Consider the following 17564-nt stretch of genomic DNA (forward strand, 5'->3'; position numbering starts at 1 on the left):
CGAATCCTATGCGCGGACGAGCGGCGGGTGCAGAACTCAGGCCGCGGACGGCCCGGTGTTGACGCGGGAGCGGACCACCTCGACGACGTGCGCGACGGCCTCGTCGATCGAGACGCCGTTGCGCTGCGAGCCGTCGCGGTAGCGGAACGACACGGTGCCGCCGTTCACGTCGTCGTCGCCGGCGATCGCCATGAACGGGATCTTCTGCTGCTGCGCCGTACGGATCTTCTTCTGCATGCGGTCGGTGGAATGATCCACCTCGGCCCGGATGCCCTCCTTGCGCAGACGAGCCACGAACTCTTCCAGATACGAAGCGTGGTCGTCGCGGATCGGGATGCCGACCACCTGCACCGGCGCCAGCCAGGCCGGGAACGCGCCGGCGTAGTGCTCGACCAGCACACCGAAGAACCGCTCGATCGAGCCGAACTTCGCCGAGTGAATCATGACCGGCTCCTGGCGGGAACCGTCGGCGGCCTGGTACTCCAGCCCGAACCGGGCGGGCTGGTTGAAGTCGTACTGGATGGTCGACATCTGCCAGGTACGCCCGATCGCGTCCTTCGCCTGCACGCTGATCTTCGGGCCGTAGAAGGCCGCGCCACCCGGGTCGAGCACCAGTTCCAGGCCGGACTCGGTGGCCACGTCCTCGAGCACCTTGGTCGCCGCGGCCCACTGCTCGTCCGAGCCGATGAACTTGTCGCTCTGCGGGTCCCGGGTGGACAGCTCCAGGTAGTAGTCGTCCAGACCGAAATCGTCCAGCAGCGAGCGCACGAAGTTCAGCAGGTGCTTGATCTCGCCGGGCGCCTGCTCGGCGGTGACGTAGGAGTGCGAGTCGTCCTGGGTCAGACCGCGCACCCGGGTCAGGCCGTGCACCACGCCGGACTTCTCGTAGCGGTACACCGTGCCGAACTCGAACAGGCGCATCGGCAGCTCACGGTAGGACCGCCCGCGCGACCTGAAGATCAGGTTGTGCATCGGGCAGTTCATCGCCTTGAGGTAGTAGTTCGCCCCCTCGAGCTCCATCGGCGGGAACATCGTGTCCTTGTAATACGGCAGGTGACCCGAGGTGTGGAACAGGCCTTCCTTGGTGATGTGCGGCGAGCCGACGTACTGGAAGCCCTCCTCGATGTGCCGCGCGCGGACGTAGTCCTCCATCTCGCGCTTGATCACCCCACCCTTCGGGTGGAAGACCACCAGACCCGACCCGATTTCATCGGGGAAGGAGAACAGGTCCAGCTCGGTGCCCAGCTTGCGGTGGTCACGGCGCTCGGCTTCAGCGAGACGGTTGAGGTACGCCTTGAGCTCGTCCCGGGACGGCCACGCGGTGCCGTAGATCCGCTGCAGCTGCGGGTTCTTCTCCGACCCGCGCCAGTACGCGGCGGCCGAGCGCATCAGCTTGAACGCCGGGATGAGCCGGGTCGACGGCAGGTGCGGGCCGCGGCACAGGTCGCCCCAGACCCGCTCGCCGTCCTTGCCGAGGTTGTCGTAGTGGGTCAGCTCGCCGGCCCCGACGGCCGCGGCCTCCTCGTCCACGTCACCCTTGATGTCGACCAGCTCGAGCTTGAAGGGCTCGCTCTTCAGCTCGGCCTTGGCCTCGTCGAGGGAGGCGTACTCCCGGCGGCGGAAGGTCTGGCCGGCCTTGACGATCTCCTGCATCCGCTTCTCGAGCTTGGTCAGGTCCTCCGGCTGGAACGGCTTCTCCACGTCGAAGTCGTAGTAGAAACCGTCCCGGATCGGCGGGCCGATGCCCAGCTTCGCCTCGGGGAAGACGTCCTGCACGGCCTGGGCCAGCACGTGCGCGGTCGAGTGGCGCAGCACGTCGAGCCCGTCCGGCTCGTCGATCGCGACCGGGGTCACCTCGGTGTCGGCCTCCGGCGCCCAGTTCAGGTCGCGCAGCCGGCCGTCCGCCTCACGGACCACGACGACCGCCTTCGGCCCGTGCGCCGGCAGCCCGGCGGCGGCCACCGCGTCGGCCGCCGTAGTCCCGGCCGGGACGACTAGCGGGTCGGCCACAGCGGGTGTACGGGTCGCAGACACGGTGTTCTCCATTCAGAAAAGGGAAGGTCCGGTTCCCGATGCTATCCGTCGGCTTTCGACCATCTCCGCCCGGCGCGCGAGGTCACTCCCCGCCCGCTGCCGCCAGCCACGACGGCAGCGGCTCGCGGGCCGAGAGCCAGGCCGGCGGGATGCCGTCCAGCCCGGTGTGCGCGGCCACCACCCCACCGGCGATGGCGGCCGTGGTGTCCACGTCCCCGCCGGAGATCACGCACGCCGCCACCGCGGCCGGGTAATCGTGCAGATAGTGAGCCGCCACCCAGAGGGCGAACGGCACGGTGTCCTGCGCCGTCGCCCGGCTGCCGTTGCCGAGCCGGTATGCCGCCTCGTCCACCCCCGAGATCCCGGCGGCCTCGACCACCCCGTCGCGGACCACGCTCGTCGGGGTGTGCGTGGCGACGGCCCGCAGCAGCTGTTCCGGTTCCGGCTTGTGTCCGTGCAGCCGGGCGGCGGCAGCGACGGCGGCGGCCACCGAGACGGCCACCCCACCGGCGATCCCCTCCGGGTGGGCATGGGTGACCTCGGCTGCGCGTACCCCCTGGGTGGCTGCATGGGCGAGTGAATCGGCGTGCCAGGCGCCCAGCGGCGCCGCCCGCATCGCCGCGCCGTTGCCGCAGGAGCCCTGGCCGTCGAAGGCGGCCGCGGCCGCGATCGGCCAGGGCAGACCCTGCTGGATCTCGCGCAGCATGACCACCGCGCCCGGGCCGTACCCGCGGCCCGGGTCGAACACCCGGCCCAGCATCTCGGCGAACCCGTCCCGGTCGAAGTCGCCCTCGGCCAGCGTCGCCACCAGGCAACACGCCTGCTCGGTGTCGTCGGTCCACTCCCAGGGCGCCTCGGGCACCCGGGCCTCGAGCAGGTCGGACGGCTTGTTGGCGGGCACGAAGTACTGGGCTCCGAGGGCGTCACCGACACTGAGGCCGGCCAGGCTCTCCAGAGCCAACGCGAGTCGCGTACCGGGGAAGAGGGTGAATGACATCAGCGCTTCGGATCGTAATTCATCACTCAGCGTCATCAAAGCTTCTCGCTGGATCACCCTTTAGGTTTCGGTTGCCAGGGACGCTACGGTCTTCGCATGGCCACGGTGTTGCTCGTCGAAGACGATCATGTCGTGCGCGGCGCCATGCTCCGATCGCTAGCCGACCGGGGGCACGCCGTGCACGCCGTCGGCACGGCTCTGGAGGCTCTGCGGCGCGTCGCCGCGGAGACGCCCGACCTGGTCGTGCTGGATCTCGGGCTGCCCGATCTGGACGGTTCCGACGCGCTGCGCATGCTGCGCGGCATCACCGATGTGCCGATCATCATCGCCACCGCCCGTGACGACGAGCAGACCGTCGTGCGCCTGCTGCGCGCCGGCGCCGACGACTACATGGTCAAGCCGTTCACCGGCGCCCATCTGGACGCCCGGATCGCCACCGTGCTGCGCCGGGTGGGCCGGGCCAGCCGGGCCGCGCAGCCGGCCGTGCACGAGGTCGGCGAGCTGCGGGTGGACATCGGCGAGCGCAGCGCCACCCTCGCGGGTGAGTCGCTGGCGCTGACCCGTAAGGAATTCGATCTGCTGGCCTATCTCGCCGCCCGTCCGGGCCGAGTGGTGTCCCGTCGTGAGCTGTTGGAGGAGGTATGGCGACAGCCGTCGGTCGGCGAGGACCAGACCATCGACGTTCATTTGTACTGGCTTCGCCGGAAGTTGGGCGAGTCCGCGGCGAAGCCCCGCTACCTGCGCACCGTGCGGGGGGTCGGATTCCGGTTGGTGGCGCCGGACTGAGGTTGCGGCTGGCGTACACCACCGCCGCCACCACCGCGGTCGCCGCGCTCGTCTTCCTCGTCCCGCTCGGCTGGGGGCTGCGCGACGACCACCGGGACACCGCACTCGCTGAGGCGGCCCGGCGTACCGCGACCGTGGCCGGCGCCATCGCCGCCGGGACCGGGGAGAAGGGCGTGGCCGCCGCGGTCGCGGCGGCCGGCGGCAACCCGGTCGTGCACACCCCCGGCATCGCGCCCAGCGCGGGCGGCCGGGCCGACGCGGCGCTCATCGACCGCGCCGCGCCGCTGCCCGAGCCGACCGTCGAGGACGTCGACGGCGGCGTGGTACGCCTACAGCCGGTCACCGTCGGTGGCAAGACCCTGGTGGTGGAGGCCTTCGTCCCGGACTCGGTCCTGAACGAGAACACCGCCCGCGACTGGTGGCTGCTGCTCGGCCTGGCCGTGGTCCTGGTCGGCGGCGCGGTCTTCGTGGTGGACCGGCTGGCCCGGGGCGCGGTCGACTCGGCCCGCAACCTGGTGGACGCCGCTCTCGCGGTCGGCGACGGTGACCTGGGTGTGCGCATCCATCCATCCGGCCCGCGCGAGCTGGCTGAGGCCGGCTACGCCTTCAACCGGATGGCGGACCGGCTGGTCACCTCCCGCACCGACGAGCGGGAACTGGTCGCCGACCTGTCGCACCGGTTGCGTACCCCGCTGACCGCGCTGCGGCTGGACGCCGAGGCGCTGGATCCGGACGACACCCAGATCCTCGACCTCAGCGCCGACGAGGTGGACCGCCGGCGCGGCATCCGGCGCATCCGGCAGGCCATCGGCACCCTCGAGGACGAGGTCAACGCCCTGATCAACACCACCCGGCAGGCGGTCGCCGCGCAGGTCGCCGCGCCTGAGGACGGGCTCTGCGACGCCAGCGAGGTGGTCCGGGAACGGATGATGTTCTGGTCCGCCCTCGCCGGCGACCAGGACCGTCAGTACCGGGTGGTCGGCGCGCACCTGCGCATCCCGGTGCCGGTGGCCCGGGCCGAGCTGGCCGCCGCGCTGGACGCGGTGCTCGGCAACGTCTTCCGGTACACCCCGCAGGGCACCGCGTTCGAGGTCGGGCTCTCCCGCCGGGACGGCTGGGTGGCGCTGCGCGTGGACGACGCCGGGCCGGGCATCCCCGACCCGGAACGGGCGCTGCGGCGCGGCCAGAGCAACCAGGGCTCCACCGGGCTGGGTCTGGACATCGCCCGGCGGGTGGCCCAGGCGACCGGCGGTTCGGTGAGCCTGGACCGGGCTGCGATGGGCGGCGCGAGCGTGGTTATGCTCCTCGCCGACGCGGACGCCACGCCGAAGGCACCGAGCCGGTTCGGCCTGGTCGGACGCGGTCGACTGACCCGTGAGCGAGACCCCGGACGACGCCGTGGGCAACAACCGGGGCGTGAATGAACCTTTTTCAGCGTGGCCAGGGCCATACGGCCCGGCGGAGACCTACGACCCGGATCATTCTGGCCCGACGCCAGGCTGAAAAAGGTTCATTGAGCTTCCAGAACAGAGACCGTGTCCCCCGGACGGAACAGCGCTTGCTTATATCTCTATTAAGGGCGTTCCCCTGGCGCGCCAAGGCTGGCAGTCTTCCCTCCGATCCCATCCGGCTTCCCGGCTCGCAACCCGCAGCGCGTCCCCATCGCCGCGAACCGAGGAGCCGCCACGCGGTGGGAGGTGGCCACCCCATGGGCCCCTCCCACCGTCACCCAGCTCGACGAGGAGACGCAGTGTCCGCGCATCGCCGGCCAGCGTTCCGCGGGTCGCCCAAGGGGCGACGGCGCGCTCCGAGCGAGGGCAACGGACGAACACGCTCCGCAACCTCCCGGCTCCTTCCGGTAGCACTCGGGCTGGCACTGCTCGGTGTGGGCGGGGTGGTCGGCCCCAGCGTCATCGGTGCCGGTTCCGACGGTGACGCGGACCGCCTCTCTCGCGCCGGGCTCCCGGCCGACGCGCCCGAGCAGGGCCTGGTCTACACCGGTCTGAAACTCGCCGCCGCCGACTCGCTCTGCGCCGGTTCCTACCTGCTCTACGACGAGACGTGCACGCACGGGCCGGAACGCCCGCCGGCCGGCCTCGCGGTACGCCGTGACGTCGCCCCGGTCACCGGGGGTACCAGCCAGTTCACCGCGGTCCGCCGGGAGACCGGGGCCGTGCCGGCGGACGCCGAGATCGCCCGGGACGAGGGCGGCAGCGCGCTGACCGCCGACGCGCCGGCCCTGATCCCGGACGCCGCCCCCGGCCAGGCCGACTTCATCCTCGGCCCGGACGACGTGGCCTGCTCCGGTGACGGCCGCAGCGGCAAGCGGGTGCAGCTGCTCTACCTGCACGACTCGGCCACCGACAGCCGGTACGCGAAGTTCCTCAACTCGTTCCGCACCTGGGCGGCCGGGGTCGACGCGATCTACGACGCCAGCGCCGGCGAGACCGGTGGCTCCCGGCACATCCGGTACGTGACCACTCCCGACTGCCGGGTCGACGTCGCCGAGGTGCAGCTGCCGGACGGCTCGCTCGGCTCGTTCCTCAAGACCATCGAGTCGCTGCGCTCGCTCGGCTACAACCGGACCGACCGCAAGTACCTGATGTTCTCCGACACGAACGTCTACTGCGGCATCTCGACCTACGTCGCCGACACCCGGGGCGGCCGTACCAACCGCAACAACGGCGGCCCGTCCTACGCCCGCGTCGACTCCGGCTGCTGGAGTTCCGCGGTGGCGGCGCACGAGCTGACCCACTCGCTCGGCGCGGTCCTCTCCGACTCGCCGAACGCCACCGGCGCGGGCAGCTGCGTCGACGAGTCCGACCTGCTCTGCGGCCCCGACCGCTCGGGCAAGCCGGTCCGCAACGTGTGCCCGAAGAACCACAAGATCCGGCTGGACTGCGGGCACGACGACTACTTCAGCACCAACCCGAAGCCCGGCAGCTACCTGGACCGGCACTGGAACGTGGCGCTCAGCGACTTCCTGCTGCGCAGCGACGGCGGCGACGACATCCCGGACGCCCCGGGCGCCACCCGGCCGGACACCAGCACGCCGGCTCCCCCCACGCCGACCGCTCCCGCCACCCCGGACCCCAAGCCCGTCGACCCGTCCCCCAGCCCGAGCGCGGCGGAGCCGAGCGCTCCGCCGGCGCCGGATCCCAGCCCGTCGGAGAGCCCCGCCCCGGAGGTCCCCGAGCCGGGCGCCAGCGCTACCCCCGATCCGGACCTGCCGCCGGTCGAGGAGGTGGCCAACCCGGTCGGCAAGCCGCGGCCGACTCCGCCCGGGCAGGCGAAGAAGCCGGTGCCGGGCACCGGCGACCAGGACCCGGGTGAGGCGCCGGCCGGCCCGCAGGAGACCGCCGACAACGGTGTCCAGGCGGTGCTGGAGATCCGGGAGCCGACCAGCAGCTCGGTCCGGCTCACCTGGAGCAGCGCCGACGACGACGCCCGGTATGAGGTGTCGGTCGACGGCAAGCCGGTCGCCACCACCAAGGCGACCCGGGCCCGGTTGATCGGCTTGAAGCCGGACGCCAGGTACACGGTGGCGATCCGCAACAAGAAGCTGGGCTACCTCGCCAAGGGCACCGCGGTCACCGCGCCCGCGGCCCGCCCGGTGCAGAACTCGTGGTTCGTCCTGACCAACGCCCTGACCGGCGGCGCCGCCGACCTGTACGCGGCCCGGCCGGACGACGGCACCCCGGTGACGCTCGGCGGCGAGGACGGCGGCACCCAGCAGCAGTGGCAGCTGGTGCCGGCCGAGAACGACAGCTACTCGCTGGTCTCCCGGGCCAGCAACCGCTGCGCCGTGGCGCTCGGTGGCACTCCGGCCGCCGGCTCGCCGCTGGTGCAGGGCGACTGTTACGCCACGAGCGGGGCCCGCTGGAAGCTGCAGGCCTCCGACTACGGATTCACCCTGCGCAGCACCACCGGGAACCTGGTGGTCGGAGTGGGCTCTCAGCGCTTCGGCTCGCACCGGGTGCTGGTGCTCCAGACCGACACCGGGCAGCGTCACCAGAGCTGGACGGCGGTTCCCGACTAGCCCGGACCCATAGTGCCGAGGATCGACAGGAGAGGCGGATGCCGAAGCTACTGAGCAGGCCGAAGACCGAGCCGGACGATGATCCGGCCCGGTTCAACCGACGGCGGCTGGTGCGCTGGCTGACGATCCTGACCATCGGCACCGTCACCATGGTGGCCTGCTGGCAGGAACCGCTCTACCCGTAACTGACGGTGTAGGCGTCGATCTCGGCGATCAGCGCGGCCCGGCCGGCCTCCGGCAGGAAGCTGTGCCGGACCGCGGCCCGGGCCAGTTCGGCCACGCCGGCCGGGTCCAGGTCGAGCAGGCCGGCTGCGGCCGCGTACTCGGCCTCCAGCGTGGTGCCGAACATCGGCGGGTCGTCCGAGTTCACGCTGACCGGCACGCCGGCCGCGACCAGTGTCGCGATCGGATGCTCGGCCAGCGTGGCGACGGCCCGGGTGCGCAGGTTGGAGGTGGGGCACACCTCCAGCGGGATCTGCTGCTCCGCCAGGTACGCCATGAGCCGCTCGTCCTGTGCGGCGGCGATGCCGTGCCCGATCCGCTCGGCGCCCAGTTCCCGGATCGCGTCCCAGATCGTCTCCGGTCCGGTGGTCTCACCGGCGTGCGGGACGCTGTGCAGCCCGGCCGCCCGCGCCTTGTCGAAGTACGGCTTGAACTGCGGCCGCGGCACCCCGATCTCCGGACCGCCGAGACCAAAGCTGATCAAGCCGTCGGGCCGCTCGTCCAGAGCGATCCGCAGGGTCTCCTCGGCCGCCTGCAGGCCGGCCTCCCCCGGGATGTCGAAGCACCACCGCAGGTCCACGCCGAAGTCGCGGGCCGCGCCGGTCCGGGCGTCCTCGATCGCCTCGCAGAACGCCGGCGCCGGGATGCCCCGCCGCACACTCGAGTACGGCGTGACGGTCAGCTCGGCGTACCGCACCTGCTGGCGGGACAGCTCCCGGCCGATCTCGTACGTCAGCAGCCGGACGTCCTCCGGATCGCGGATCAGGTCCACCACGCTCAGGTAGACCTCGATGAAGTGCGCGAAGTCCCGGAACTCGAAGTAGTCGGCGAGCAGCGCCGGGTCGGCCGGCACCGGCGAACTGCCCTCGTGCCGGGCGGCCAGCTCGGCCACGATCCGCGGGGAGGCCGAGCCCACGTGGTGCACGTGCAGCTCGGCCTTGGGCAGTCCGGCGATGAAGCCGGTCAGGTCAGTCAACAGTTCCCCCTATTTAGAAGCCACCACGAAGATACGGCGGAACGGAAAAGCCACGACGCCGTGCCGTTCGGGATGCGTCTCGGCGATTCGGATCGCCAGCTCCGCACGGAAGGCCACCCAGTCCTCCTCGTCCAGCGCCGCACGCACCGGGCGCAACGCGGTCCCCTCCATCCAGCGCAGCACGGGGTGATCCTCGCCGGCGGGAGAGGCGGGCAGCAGGTGCAGATAGGTCGTCTCCCAGGCGTCCACGGCGGCCCCGGCTCCGGTCAGCAACTCCGCGTATCCCGCCGCGTCGTCCACCGGGTCGGCGCGCAGCAGGCCGTCCAACCGCTCGGCGTAGCGCGGGGCGGCACCCAGCTCACGCACCGCCCGGTGGCCGGGACTGTCGAAGTTGCCGGGCACCTGCATCCCGATCCAGGCGCCGGACGGCAACTCGGTCACCCAGCGAACCAGCATCTCCCGGTGGCCGGGCACCCACTGCAGCGCGGCGTTGGTGACCACCACGTCGACGTCGGGCTCCGGCTGCCACCCGGCGATGTCGCCGAGCCGGAAGTCGACCGGCCCGGGATCGGCCGCGGCCTTCCCGATCATCTCGGGTGACGAGTCGATGCCGGTGATCCGGGCCCGCGGCCAGCGCTCGGCGAGCGTCCGGGTCAGCTCGCCGGGGCCGCAGCCGAGGTCGACGACGGCACGCGGATGCTCGGCGCCGATCTGCCGGACGAGGTCGAAGAACGGCCGGGAACGCTCAGCGCCGAACCGGCGGTACACAGCGGGATCCCACATGACTCCCCCTCAAACCGTACGTCCGTTCTGTTTCAACCTATCAGTCGAGCGGTAGGGTCACGACGTGGAAAAACGAAGCTTTCGGAAGCTGGGCCGCGAGGTCGGCGTGGTCGGTCTCGGTGCCTGGCAGCTCGGCGCCGACTGGGGCGAGGTCAGCGAGGCGGACGCGCACGCGACCCTGCAGGCCGCCGTCGACGCCGGCGTGACCTTCATCGACACCGCTGATGTGTACGGCGACGGCCGCAGCGAGCAGATCATCGGCTCCTTCGTGAAGGACCGTCCCGGCCTCACCGTCTTCACCAAGATGGGCCGCCGGCTGCCGCAGGAGCCGGCGAACTACCACCTGGACAACTTCCGCGCCTGGACCGACCGTTCCCGCGCCAACCTCGGCGTCGAGACGCTCGACCTGGTGCAGCTGCACTGCCCGCCCACCCCGGTCTACTCCTCCGACGAGGTCTTCGACTCGCTCGACACCCTCGTGCAGGAGAAGCGGATCGCGGCGTACGGCGTGAGTGTCGAACGCGTCGACGAGGCGCTCACCGCGATCGCCCGGCCCGGCGTGGCCAGCGTCCAGATCATCCTGAACGCGTTCCGGCTCAAGCCGCTCGAGCGGGTCCTGCCGGCCGCTGCCGAGGCCGGGGTCGGCATCATCGCCCGGGTCCCGCTCGCCAGCGGCCTGCTCTCCGGGCGGTACGACGAGAACACCACGTTCGCCGCGGACGACCACCGCAACTACAACCGGCACGGCGAGGCGTTCGACGTCGGCGAGACGTTCTCCGGGGTGGACTTCCGGACCGGTCTCGAGGCGGTCCGCCGGCTGCGCCCGCTGGTTCCGGAGGGCGCCACGATGGCGCAGTTCGCGCTCCGCTGGATCATCGATCAGCCCGCGGTCACCGTGGTGATCCCCGGCGCCCGTAATCCGGAGCAGGCCCGGGCCAACGCGGCAGCCGCCGATCTGTCACCGCTCGCACCGGAAACCCGGGAAACGATCTCCGCGGTCTACGATGAGTTGATTCGCCCCCAGGTGCACGACAAATGGTGAACAATGAAGCCGAGACGCCGCGATTGCGGGGCTGGCTGACGATGTCTCTCGGCCTGCTGGGGATGGTGCTCGGTGCGGTGTGGACGCTTCAGGGTCTGGATTTCCTCACCGACAGCCTGATGAGCGGTGAGCCGATCTGGGCGATCGCCGGTGGCGGGCTGTTCGTGGCCGGCCTGGTGCTGGTGGTCATCGGGATGCGCCGCCGGTCGGCCGGTTACCCGCAGGGCTGACCAGACGCAAATGGCCCCGCAACCTCGATGAGGATGCGGGGCCAAATGGTCGGGCCGGCCTCCGCCAGGCGGCCGGCGTGCCGGTCTCACGACCGGCGGTTTGGTCTCAGAGCGGGCGAACCTGCTCCGCCTGCGGGCCCTTCTGGCCCTGGGCGATCTCGAACTCCACCCGCTGGTTCTCTTCCAGAGTGCGGTAGCCGCTCGTCTGGATGGCCGAGAAGTGGACGAACACGTCAGCACCCCCGCCGTCGACGGTGATGAAGCCGAAGCCCTTGTCTGCGTTGAACCACTTCACGGTTCCTTGCGCCATGCTGAACTCTCCTTCTGAAAATGCCGGCCCGCCCAACCGCGGCAGCGCGGGGCCGATGACCGTTTTCGAGCAGCGGCGCCGCGAGGCGGCCCTTTCAGAGGACGTCTCCTCCCCCCGACCTCGTGACACGTCCCGACCCTCCCGGGAAGGGCCGATGTCCCGCGGTCAAGCGGAAGCAGCGAACCACGTACGCAAAAACTGGCCACACTGTACCCGAAAAACGGGCCGTAAAGCTGCCCCTCGTAAGAATCCAATAATGGGTGGCCGATATGGAAAAGGCCCCCCACTTCGTGGTGACGAAGCGGGGGAACCGGCAAGACTCCTGTCGATACGGAAGATGATCTAGTCGGGCCACGTCCCGGTCAGTTTCTGGGTCCCGATCGCGCTGCCACGGTGGACCGCCGCCTTCACCACAGCGAAGATGGCGCCCTGCAACGCGGCCGCCGCCAGGATCTCGGTCCAGCCGCGATCCGGGTCGCCGGCGTCCGGTGCGTCGTCGTCACCGGAGACCACCTTCCACGCCTCCTTGAACAGGAAGCCGGCCACCGCACCGGCGGCCAGACCCAGTCCGACGTTCACCGGCTTCAATGCCAGCTTGCTCAACTTGCCCGCCATCAACGCCTCCCTCGGACGATCAGGATGACACCGACCACTGCCGCGACACCGGCGAACACCAGCACAGCGGGAAACGGATTCGCTCGCACCCGTGTGCCGGCCTCGTGGGCCAGCTCGCCCGGCGAGGTCTCCCGGACCTTCTCGGTGGCACCGAAAGCCGCCTCGCGCACCCGGCCGGTCACCGCGGCCGCCTGCGTCAGCACCCGCTCCTTGGTCTGCTCGACCTGCTCCCTGGCGCGCGCCTTGACGTCCGCCCGGGCAGCCAGCGCCTGCACCGTCTCACCGAGATCGGCGCGGGTCTGCTTTATCTCCTCCCGCAGCACCGCCAGATCCGGCTTCGCCGCGGAACCATTCTTGTCACTCATGCCCGGCTACGCTCCTTGACCGCCTGCTTCACCTCGTCGACATCGGCCTTCAGGTTCTGGATCGCCGCCTGCGGCTCGGGCGGGGTCGCCCGGCGCAGCTGGCTCCGGCCCAGCAGGGCGAGCACCCCGGCCACCGCGAAGAGCACGACGGTGACGATGAGGGCCGCCAGCCAGAGGTCCAGGAAGAGATCCAGCACGATGACCAGTGTGGCGATGAGAGCGCCTACGCCGTACCCGGCGAGCACGCCCGCGCCACCGAACAAGCCGGCGCCGATACCGGCGTGCTTGCCCTTCTCGGCGAGCTCCGCCTTGGCGAGCGTCAGCTCGTCGCGCACGAGACGACTGAGTTGTTCGCTCGCGCGCTGCACCAGCTCCGCCGTGGACTGCTCGGAGAGCGGCTTGGCGGGAGTGGTGCTCAAGGCGACGGGAGCACCGTTCAAGACATCGGCCATCGTGTCCCCCTTTCCGTGTGATCGGGGTATGCCCTGATCACGACCGGCTCAATCCTCGCTGTCCGGGGCAAGCGGCGCCGTATCGCCGGTCACGGACGTGTTGTCAGGGATCCGTCCGGTCCGCCGAAGGCCACCCCGCGCCCGTCGCCGTCGTCGCCGCCGCTGAACACCCTGGCCGCGTCCGAAGAGGCGCCCAGATCGGCCCGGTGGATCGGGCGGTCCTTGCCCGTCCGCGTGGGCGCCGACTCGACCTCGGCGCGCAACCGCGGCACCGAGGCGCGCTGATGTTCCCAGATCCAGGCGACGAGCCGTTCCCGTACCAGGCAGCGCAGATCCCAGAGGGCGCCCGCGTCGGCGGCGCTCATCAGTGCCCGCAGCCGCAGGTTCCCGTCGATCGCGCCGGTCACCTGCAGCACGCAGACCCGGCCGTCCCACAGATCGGTGCTCTCACAGACCCGCTGCAACTCGGCGCGCAGCGGCTCGACCGGGGTGGACCAGTCCACGTCGATCTCGGCGGTGCCGAGCACCGCCGACCCGGTACGCGTCCAGTTCTGGAACGGTTTCGTGGTGAAGTACGACGTCGGCAGAATGAGCCGCCGGTCGTCCCAGATCTGCACCACGACCACGGTCAGGGTGATCTCCTCGATCCGGCCCCATTCGTTCTCGACCACGACCACGTCGTCCACCCGGATCGCATCGCTGAAAGCGAGCTGGATCCCGGCGAAAACGTTGCCGAGCGTGCTCTGCGCGGCCAGTGCCGCGACCACGCTGATCAGTCCGGCCGAGGCGAGCAGGCTGGCGCCGAGCGCCCGGATGTCCGGGAACGTCATGAGCATGACGCCGACGGCCAGCACCACGATGGCGGCGACGGTGACCCGGCGCAGCATCACCACCTGGGTCTTGATCCGCCGGTGCTTGCGGTTGTCCGGCACATCGGTACGCCAGCGGGCGAGCGCCACGTCCTCCATCACCAGCAGCATCGCGCCGACCAGCCAGGCGAAGGCGGCGATGCAGAGCAGGACGAGCGTGTGCATCACGCCGCCGCGGTACGGGAACTCGCCGCCGAAGACCCGGATCGCCTGCTGTACGGAGAGCAGGGTGACCGCAGTCAGGAACGGACGGTGGACCTTCGTCGCCAGGTCGGCGGCGAGCGGTGACTTTCTCCCGAGCCGGACCATCACCCGATGTGCGATCTCGACGAGGACGATCGCCGCGCCGGCCGCGATCAGGACGGCGAGCAGGGCGGTCATAACGCTGGACACGGACCTTCCTCTCCACGAACGGACTTGTGCCAGCGACTCAGCTTGCCCGTCCGGGGTCCGTGAACGCCAGTAGCGGCGGATGTCGGAGATACCTCACATCCGCCGCTACCGGGCGTGTCGCTTCAGATCTTGCGGTACTTCGCCTGCGCGATGCAGTAGACACCGAAGGCCGCGATACCGAGACCGATCAGCGCGAGCAGCCAGACACCCCAGGAGTAGGAGGCCAGCGTCTTGAGCGCGGCGTCCAGACCACGGGCCTTCTCCGGGTCGTAGTTCACGGCGGCGGTCACCACGAGCAGGCCGGCGATCGCGTACGCGATCCCCTTGGAGGTGTAGCCGGCCACCCCCATCTTGATGATCGGCTCACGGGTCGAGGCGGTCATCTGCTGGGTGTTCAGGTGCTTGACGAACTTGCGCTTCCAGCCGTAGTAGGCCATGCCGATACCGATGCCGAGCACGGTGAGCCCGATCAGGCCGACCAGCCAGCGGCCGCCCGGGGAGTCCATCAGACCGGCGGTCGCGCTGGCGTTGCTGTCACCCATCGACGCGTCGGCGCCCTGCACGACCTTGACCGCGGTCCAGGCCAGGTAGGCGTAGAGCACCGCGCGGGCGCCGGAGAGGACACGCTCGGCCATCGCGGTGCGGTCGCGCGGACCGCTCTCGCCGATGGCCGCCTCGAACGCCTGCCAGATCGCCATGGCGGCCAGGCCGATGGCGATCACGATCAGCAGCGTCTTGCCGTAGGACTGACGGGCCAGGGTCTGCAGAGCACCCGACTGGTCGGTGTCCTGCTTGGAGCCGGCGAAGGCGACCTGCCACGCGATCCAGGCGAAGAGCAGGTGGATGATGCCGTATCCGATGAACCCGCCCCGGGCCAGGTACTCCAGGGGCTTGCTCTCGGCGGCACGAGATGCGGTGTACTTGACGTTCGAAGCTGCGGATGACATGGCCCCAATGTGACCGAACGCGCCGTCCGCCAAACTTCGGTTACGGACGCGACACCTCTATCTGAATCTGGTCCGCCGTCACGCTCTCCAGCTGGACCTGCAGTCCGCCCACGTCGACCGCCTGCTGGCCCTTGGTGAGCTGGATCTGCTCGCCGGCCACGTCCAGGGTCACGGTGTTCTCGTCGGCGCTGACGAATTTCGCCTCCACACCGAGCACGTTCACGCTGGCGTTGGTCTCCCGGGCGATGGAGACCGTGCACTGGTCGAGTCCGCAGCTCACGTCCTCACTGCACCCGGTGAGGAGCGCGAGGCCGAAGGCGGCGGAGGCGAAGGCGGCGACGACACGGCGGCGGGGCTTGGAGATCAACACCCACCCAACGGTACGCGAAGACGGCAAATCTAAGCTGGTCGAATGAGTGACTACGTGGTCCAGGACAACCCCGCCCGGCACCGGTTCGAGCTGCTCGTGGAGGGCGAGGTCGGCGCGCTCGCGACCTACCATGTGCGCGACGGCGCGGTCATGATCCTGCACACCGAGACGGCCCCGGAGATGCAGGGCCGCGGCCTGGCGTCGGAGCTGGCCCGGCAGACCCTGGACCAGCTCCGGGAGCGCGGCGACCGGGTGATCCCGTCGTGCCCGTTCTTCGCCCGCTACATCAACGAGCACCCGGAGTACGCCGACCTCGTGAAGTGATTCAGGCAGCCACCGGCTGGGCCGCCGGCTCCGGGACGTCCACCCCGGCGATGATCTCGGCCGCGGCCCGTCCGAGCGCCCGGGTCGCGCCGTATGTCGCAATGTGCACGCCACCCAGCACGGTCTCCGGGATGCCCATCTCCACCACGATCGCGTCCGGCCGCAGCTCCAGCACGCGGGTCAGCGTCTCGGCGATCCACGGGTGCCGGTGCACGTCCCGGACCACCAGCACGACCGGCCGCTCGGCGGCGCCGGCCAGCACCGGCTCGGCCGGGTCGGCCAGACCGGCCAGGTCGTCGGCGGTCAACCGGCGCGACGTGGTGCCGGGCAGCAGGTCGGCCAGCGGCGCACCGAGTCCCCAGGGCGTCTCGCTGCCGATCGCGATGTTGCGCGGCGGGGCGAACTCGACCACGTGCGGCACCCCGGTGACCGGCAGGGTGCGACGGTCGTCCGCGACGGTCACCTTGATCGCCTTGCGCGCGGCGGCGAAACCGACCGCCGAGCCGCGGGAGCCGAGGACGGCCACCTCGTTCCCGGCCGCGGCGTCAGCGATGGCGCGGGCCCCGGTCTCGGTCTGCCGCGCGGTGGTCCAGGCGGCGAGCCGGCGGACCCGGGCGACCGCGTCCCGCAGCCGCTCCTCGGCGAGCTCACCGCTGCGGACGGCATCCACGATCGCGTCGCGCAGCCGGGACGCGGTCTCCTCGTCGGCGTGGTCACCGCCGACGCAGATCGCGTCGACCCCGGCGGCCAAGGCCCGGACCGTGGCGCCGGCCAGGCCGTAGCGGCGGCGTACGCCCTGCATCTCGATGCCGTCGGTGACGATCAGGCCCTCGAAGCCCAGCTGCTCGCGGAGCAGCCCGGTCAGGATCGGCCGGCTCAGCGTGGCCGGAAGTTCCGCATCGTACGCCGGGATGAGTAGGTGGCCGGTCATCACGACCTGAGCGCCGGCGGCGATGGCGGCCCGGAACGGGACCAGCTCACAGGCCTCCAGCTCGGCGATGCTCTTCGCGATGAGCGGCACGTCGTGGTGTGAGTCGACGGCGGTGTCACCGTGACCGGGGAAGTGCTTGGCGCAGCCGGCCACGCCGGACTCCTGCAGCCCGCGGATGAAGGCGGCGGTGTGCCGGGCGACCAGTTGGGGTTCGGCGCCGAATGCGCGTACCCCGATGACCGGATTGCCGGGGTTGTTGTTGACGTCCGCGTCCGGTGCGTAGTCCAGGGTGATGCCGGCGTCGGCCAGCTCCCGGCCGAGATCACGGGCGACCGCCTCGGTCAGCTCCGGGTCGTCGATCGCACCGAGCGCCAGGTTGCCCGGGCGGGAACTGCCGAGCCGCGACTCGAACCGGGTGACGTCACCGGCCTCCTCGTCGATGGCCACGATCACGTCGGGATTCTCGGCGCGCAGCTGTGCGGTCAGCGCGGCCACCTGGGCCGCCGTCTCGACATTGCGGGCGAAGAGGGCGACGCCCCCGAGTCCCTCCCCGAGCCACCGGCGAACCCAGTCCGGTGCGGAGGTGCCGACGAACCCCGGCTGCAGAACCGCAGCGGCGAGTTCCGGCAGATCGCCGTGATTGGACATGAGCCCCCGTACCTCCGATAGATCCATGAACGTCGATGTGAACGTTCTCCCCCGTCCGGGGACCTATGGTCACACCCGTTCCGAGCTTTAGTCAACAAACCTTTCTATTAACTCTGTCTAAAGCCCGATACGATCCACCGATGGAGGTCGACTGGTCCGAGGTGCACGCCGTACGCCTGCTCGGGGTGGCCCTGGCCGTCCTGTTCCTGCTCTGGGCGATCCGTCGCATGT

The 17564-nt window shown here is 70.7% G+C and carries 19 protein-coding genes; 7 read left to right on the forward strand and 12 right to left on the reverse strand.

Annotated features, from left to right (window positions below):
- Positions 1–36 precede the first annotated feature (36 nt).
- Together thrS and OHA21_RS29030 are read right to left on the reverse strand one after the other, a co-directional pair.
- A complete protein-coding gene (gene thrS / locus OHA21_RS29025; protein ID WP_328460147.1) occupies positions 37–2034 on the reverse strand; it encodes a threonine--tRNA ligase in 1998 nt (665 codons plus the stop codon).
- 82 nt (positions 2035–2116) lie between these two features.
- Entirely contained in the window at positions 2117–3031 is a 915-nt protein-coding gene (locus OHA21_RS29030; protein ID WP_328460149.1) for an ADP-ribosylglycohydrolase family protein, read from the reverse strand.
- Between the two features lie 96 nt (positions 3032–3127).
- On the opposite strand from OHA21_RS29030, the gene OHA21_RS29035 reads away from it, so the two are divergent.
- The 4 genes from OHA21_RS29035 to OHA21_RS29050 all read left to right on the forward strand — a co-directional run bounded on the left by OHA21_RS29035 (position 3128) and on the right by OHA21_RS29050 (position 8041).
- Positions 3128–3817, forward strand: a complete 690-nt coding sequence (locus tag OHA21_RS29035; RefSeq protein ID WP_328460151.1) for a response regulator transcription factor — start codon at positions 3128–3130, stop codon at positions 3815–3817.
- 2 nt (positions 3818–3819) lie between these two features.
- On the forward strand, positions 3820–5241 hold the full coding sequence (locus tag OHA21_RS29040) for a HAMP domain-containing sensor histidine kinase (RefSeq protein ID WP_328460153.1): 1422 nt from the start codon (positions 3820–3822) through the stop codon (positions 5239–5241).
- 461 nt (positions 5242–5702) lie between these two features.
- A complete protein-coding gene (locus OHA21_RS29045) occupies positions 5703–7856 on the forward strand; it encodes an RICIN domain-containing protein (RefSeq protein ID WP_328460155.1) in 2154 nt (717 codons plus the stop codon).
- Between the two features lie 38 nt (positions 7857–7894).
- A complete protein-coding gene (locus OHA21_RS29050) occupies positions 7895–8041 on the forward strand; it encodes a hypothetical protein (RefSeq protein ID WP_328460157.1) in 147 nt (48 codons plus the stop codon).
- Here the strand turns inward: OHA21_RS29050 and OHA21_RS29055 are convergent.
- Positions 8032–9054 (reverse strand): adenosine deaminase, encoded by a 1023-nt coding sequence (locus tag OHA21_RS29055; RefSeq protein WP_328460159.1) that lies wholly within the window; start codon positions 9052–9054, stop codon positions 8032–8034. The two genes, OHA21_RS29050 and OHA21_RS29055, sit on opposite strands and share 10 nt — an antisense overlap.
- A gap of 9 nt (positions 9055–9063) precedes the next feature.
- The gene (locus OHA21_RS29060; RefSeq protein WP_328460161.1) at positions 9064–9837 is read right to left on the reverse strand and encodes a trans-aconitate 2-methyltransferase; all 774 of its coding nucleotides are present in this window, start codon (positions 9835–9837) and stop codon (positions 9064–9066) included.
- A gap of 64 nt (positions 9838–9901) precedes the next feature.
- Here OHA21_RS29060 and OHA21_RS29065 point away from each other — a divergent pair, with 64 nt between their 5' ends.
- The gene (locus OHA21_RS29065) at positions 9902–10879 is read left to right on the forward strand and encodes an aldo/keto reductase (protein ID WP_328460163.1); all 978 of its coding nucleotides are present in this window, start codon (positions 9902–9904) and stop codon (positions 10877–10879) included.
- The gene (locus tag OHA21_RS29070; protein WP_328460165.1) at positions 10873–11109 is read left to right on the forward strand and encodes a hypothetical protein; all 237 of its coding nucleotides are present in this window, start codon (positions 10873–10875) and stop codon (positions 11107–11109) included. The genes OHA21_RS29065 and OHA21_RS29070 overlap by 7 nt, the downstream gene beginning before the upstream one ends.
- 106 nt (positions 11110–11215) lie before the next feature.
- On the opposite strand, the gene OHA21_RS29075 is transcribed toward OHA21_RS29070, so the two are convergent.
- From OHA21_RS29075 to OHA21_RS29105, 7 genes are all read right to left on the reverse strand, one after another.
- Positions 11216–11419, reverse strand: coding sequence for a cold-shock protein (locus tag OHA21_RS29075; RefSeq protein WP_011905669.1), 204 nt, complete (start codon positions 11417–11419; stop codon positions 11216–11218).
- Between the two features lie 342 nt (positions 11420–11761).
- Positions 11762–12034, reverse strand: coding sequence for a DUF4235 domain-containing protein (locus OHA21_RS29080; protein ID WP_328460167.1), 273 nt, complete (start codon positions 12032–12034; stop codon positions 11762–11764).
- A complete protein-coding gene (locus OHA21_RS29085; protein ID WP_328460169.1) occupies positions 12034–12399 on the reverse strand; it encodes a DUF3618 domain-containing protein in 366 nt (121 codons plus the stop codon). The genes OHA21_RS29080 and OHA21_RS29085 overlap by 1 nt, the downstream gene beginning before the upstream one ends.
- Complete coding sequence (locus tag OHA21_RS29090) at positions 12396–12851, reverse strand: phage holin family protein (protein ID WP_328460171.1); 456 nt, start codon at positions 12849–12851, stop codon at positions 12396–12398. Before OHA21_RS29090 ends, OHA21_RS29085 begins: the two co-directional genes overlap by 4 nt.
- Positions 12852–12940: 89 nt before the next feature.
- Complete coding sequence (locus OHA21_RS29095; protein ID WP_442874911.1) at positions 12941–14113, reverse strand: mechanosensitive ion channel family protein; 1173 nt, start codon at positions 14111–14113, stop codon at positions 12941–12943.
- A 122-nt stretch (positions 14114–14235) separates the two neighbouring features.
- Positions 14236–15060 (reverse strand): DUF1206 domain-containing protein, encoded by an 825-nt coding sequence (locus OHA21_RS29100; RefSeq protein WP_328460173.1) that lies wholly within the window; start codon positions 15058–15060, stop codon positions 14236–14238.
- Between the two features lie 40 nt (positions 15061–15100).
- A complete protein-coding gene (locus OHA21_RS29105; RefSeq protein ID WP_328460175.1) occupies positions 15101–15430 on the reverse strand; it encodes a hypothetical protein in 330 nt (109 codons plus the stop codon).
- A 42-nt stretch (positions 15431–15472) separates the two neighbouring features.
- Between OHA21_RS29105 and OHA21_RS29110 the strand changes: the two genes are divergently transcribed.
- The gene (locus OHA21_RS29110) at positions 15473–15754 is read left to right on the forward strand and encodes a GNAT family N-acetyltransferase (RefSeq protein ID WP_328460177.1); all 282 of its coding nucleotides are present in this window, start codon (positions 15473–15475) and stop codon (positions 15752–15754) included.
- 1 nt (position 15755) lies between these two features.
- Here the strand turns inward: OHA21_RS29110 and OHA21_RS29115 are convergent, their stop codons facing one another.
- Positions 15756–17333, reverse strand: coding sequence for a glycoside hydrolase family 3 protein (locus OHA21_RS29115; RefSeq protein ID WP_328460179.1), 1578 nt, complete (start codon positions 17331–17333; stop codon positions 15756–15758).
- Positions 17334–17564 lie beyond the last annotated feature (231 nt).

This window comes from Actinoplanes sp. NBC_00393 (genome assembly GCF_036053395.1).
GTDB lineage: Bacteria > Actinomycetota > Actinomycetes > Mycobacteriales > Micromonosporaceae > Actinoplanes.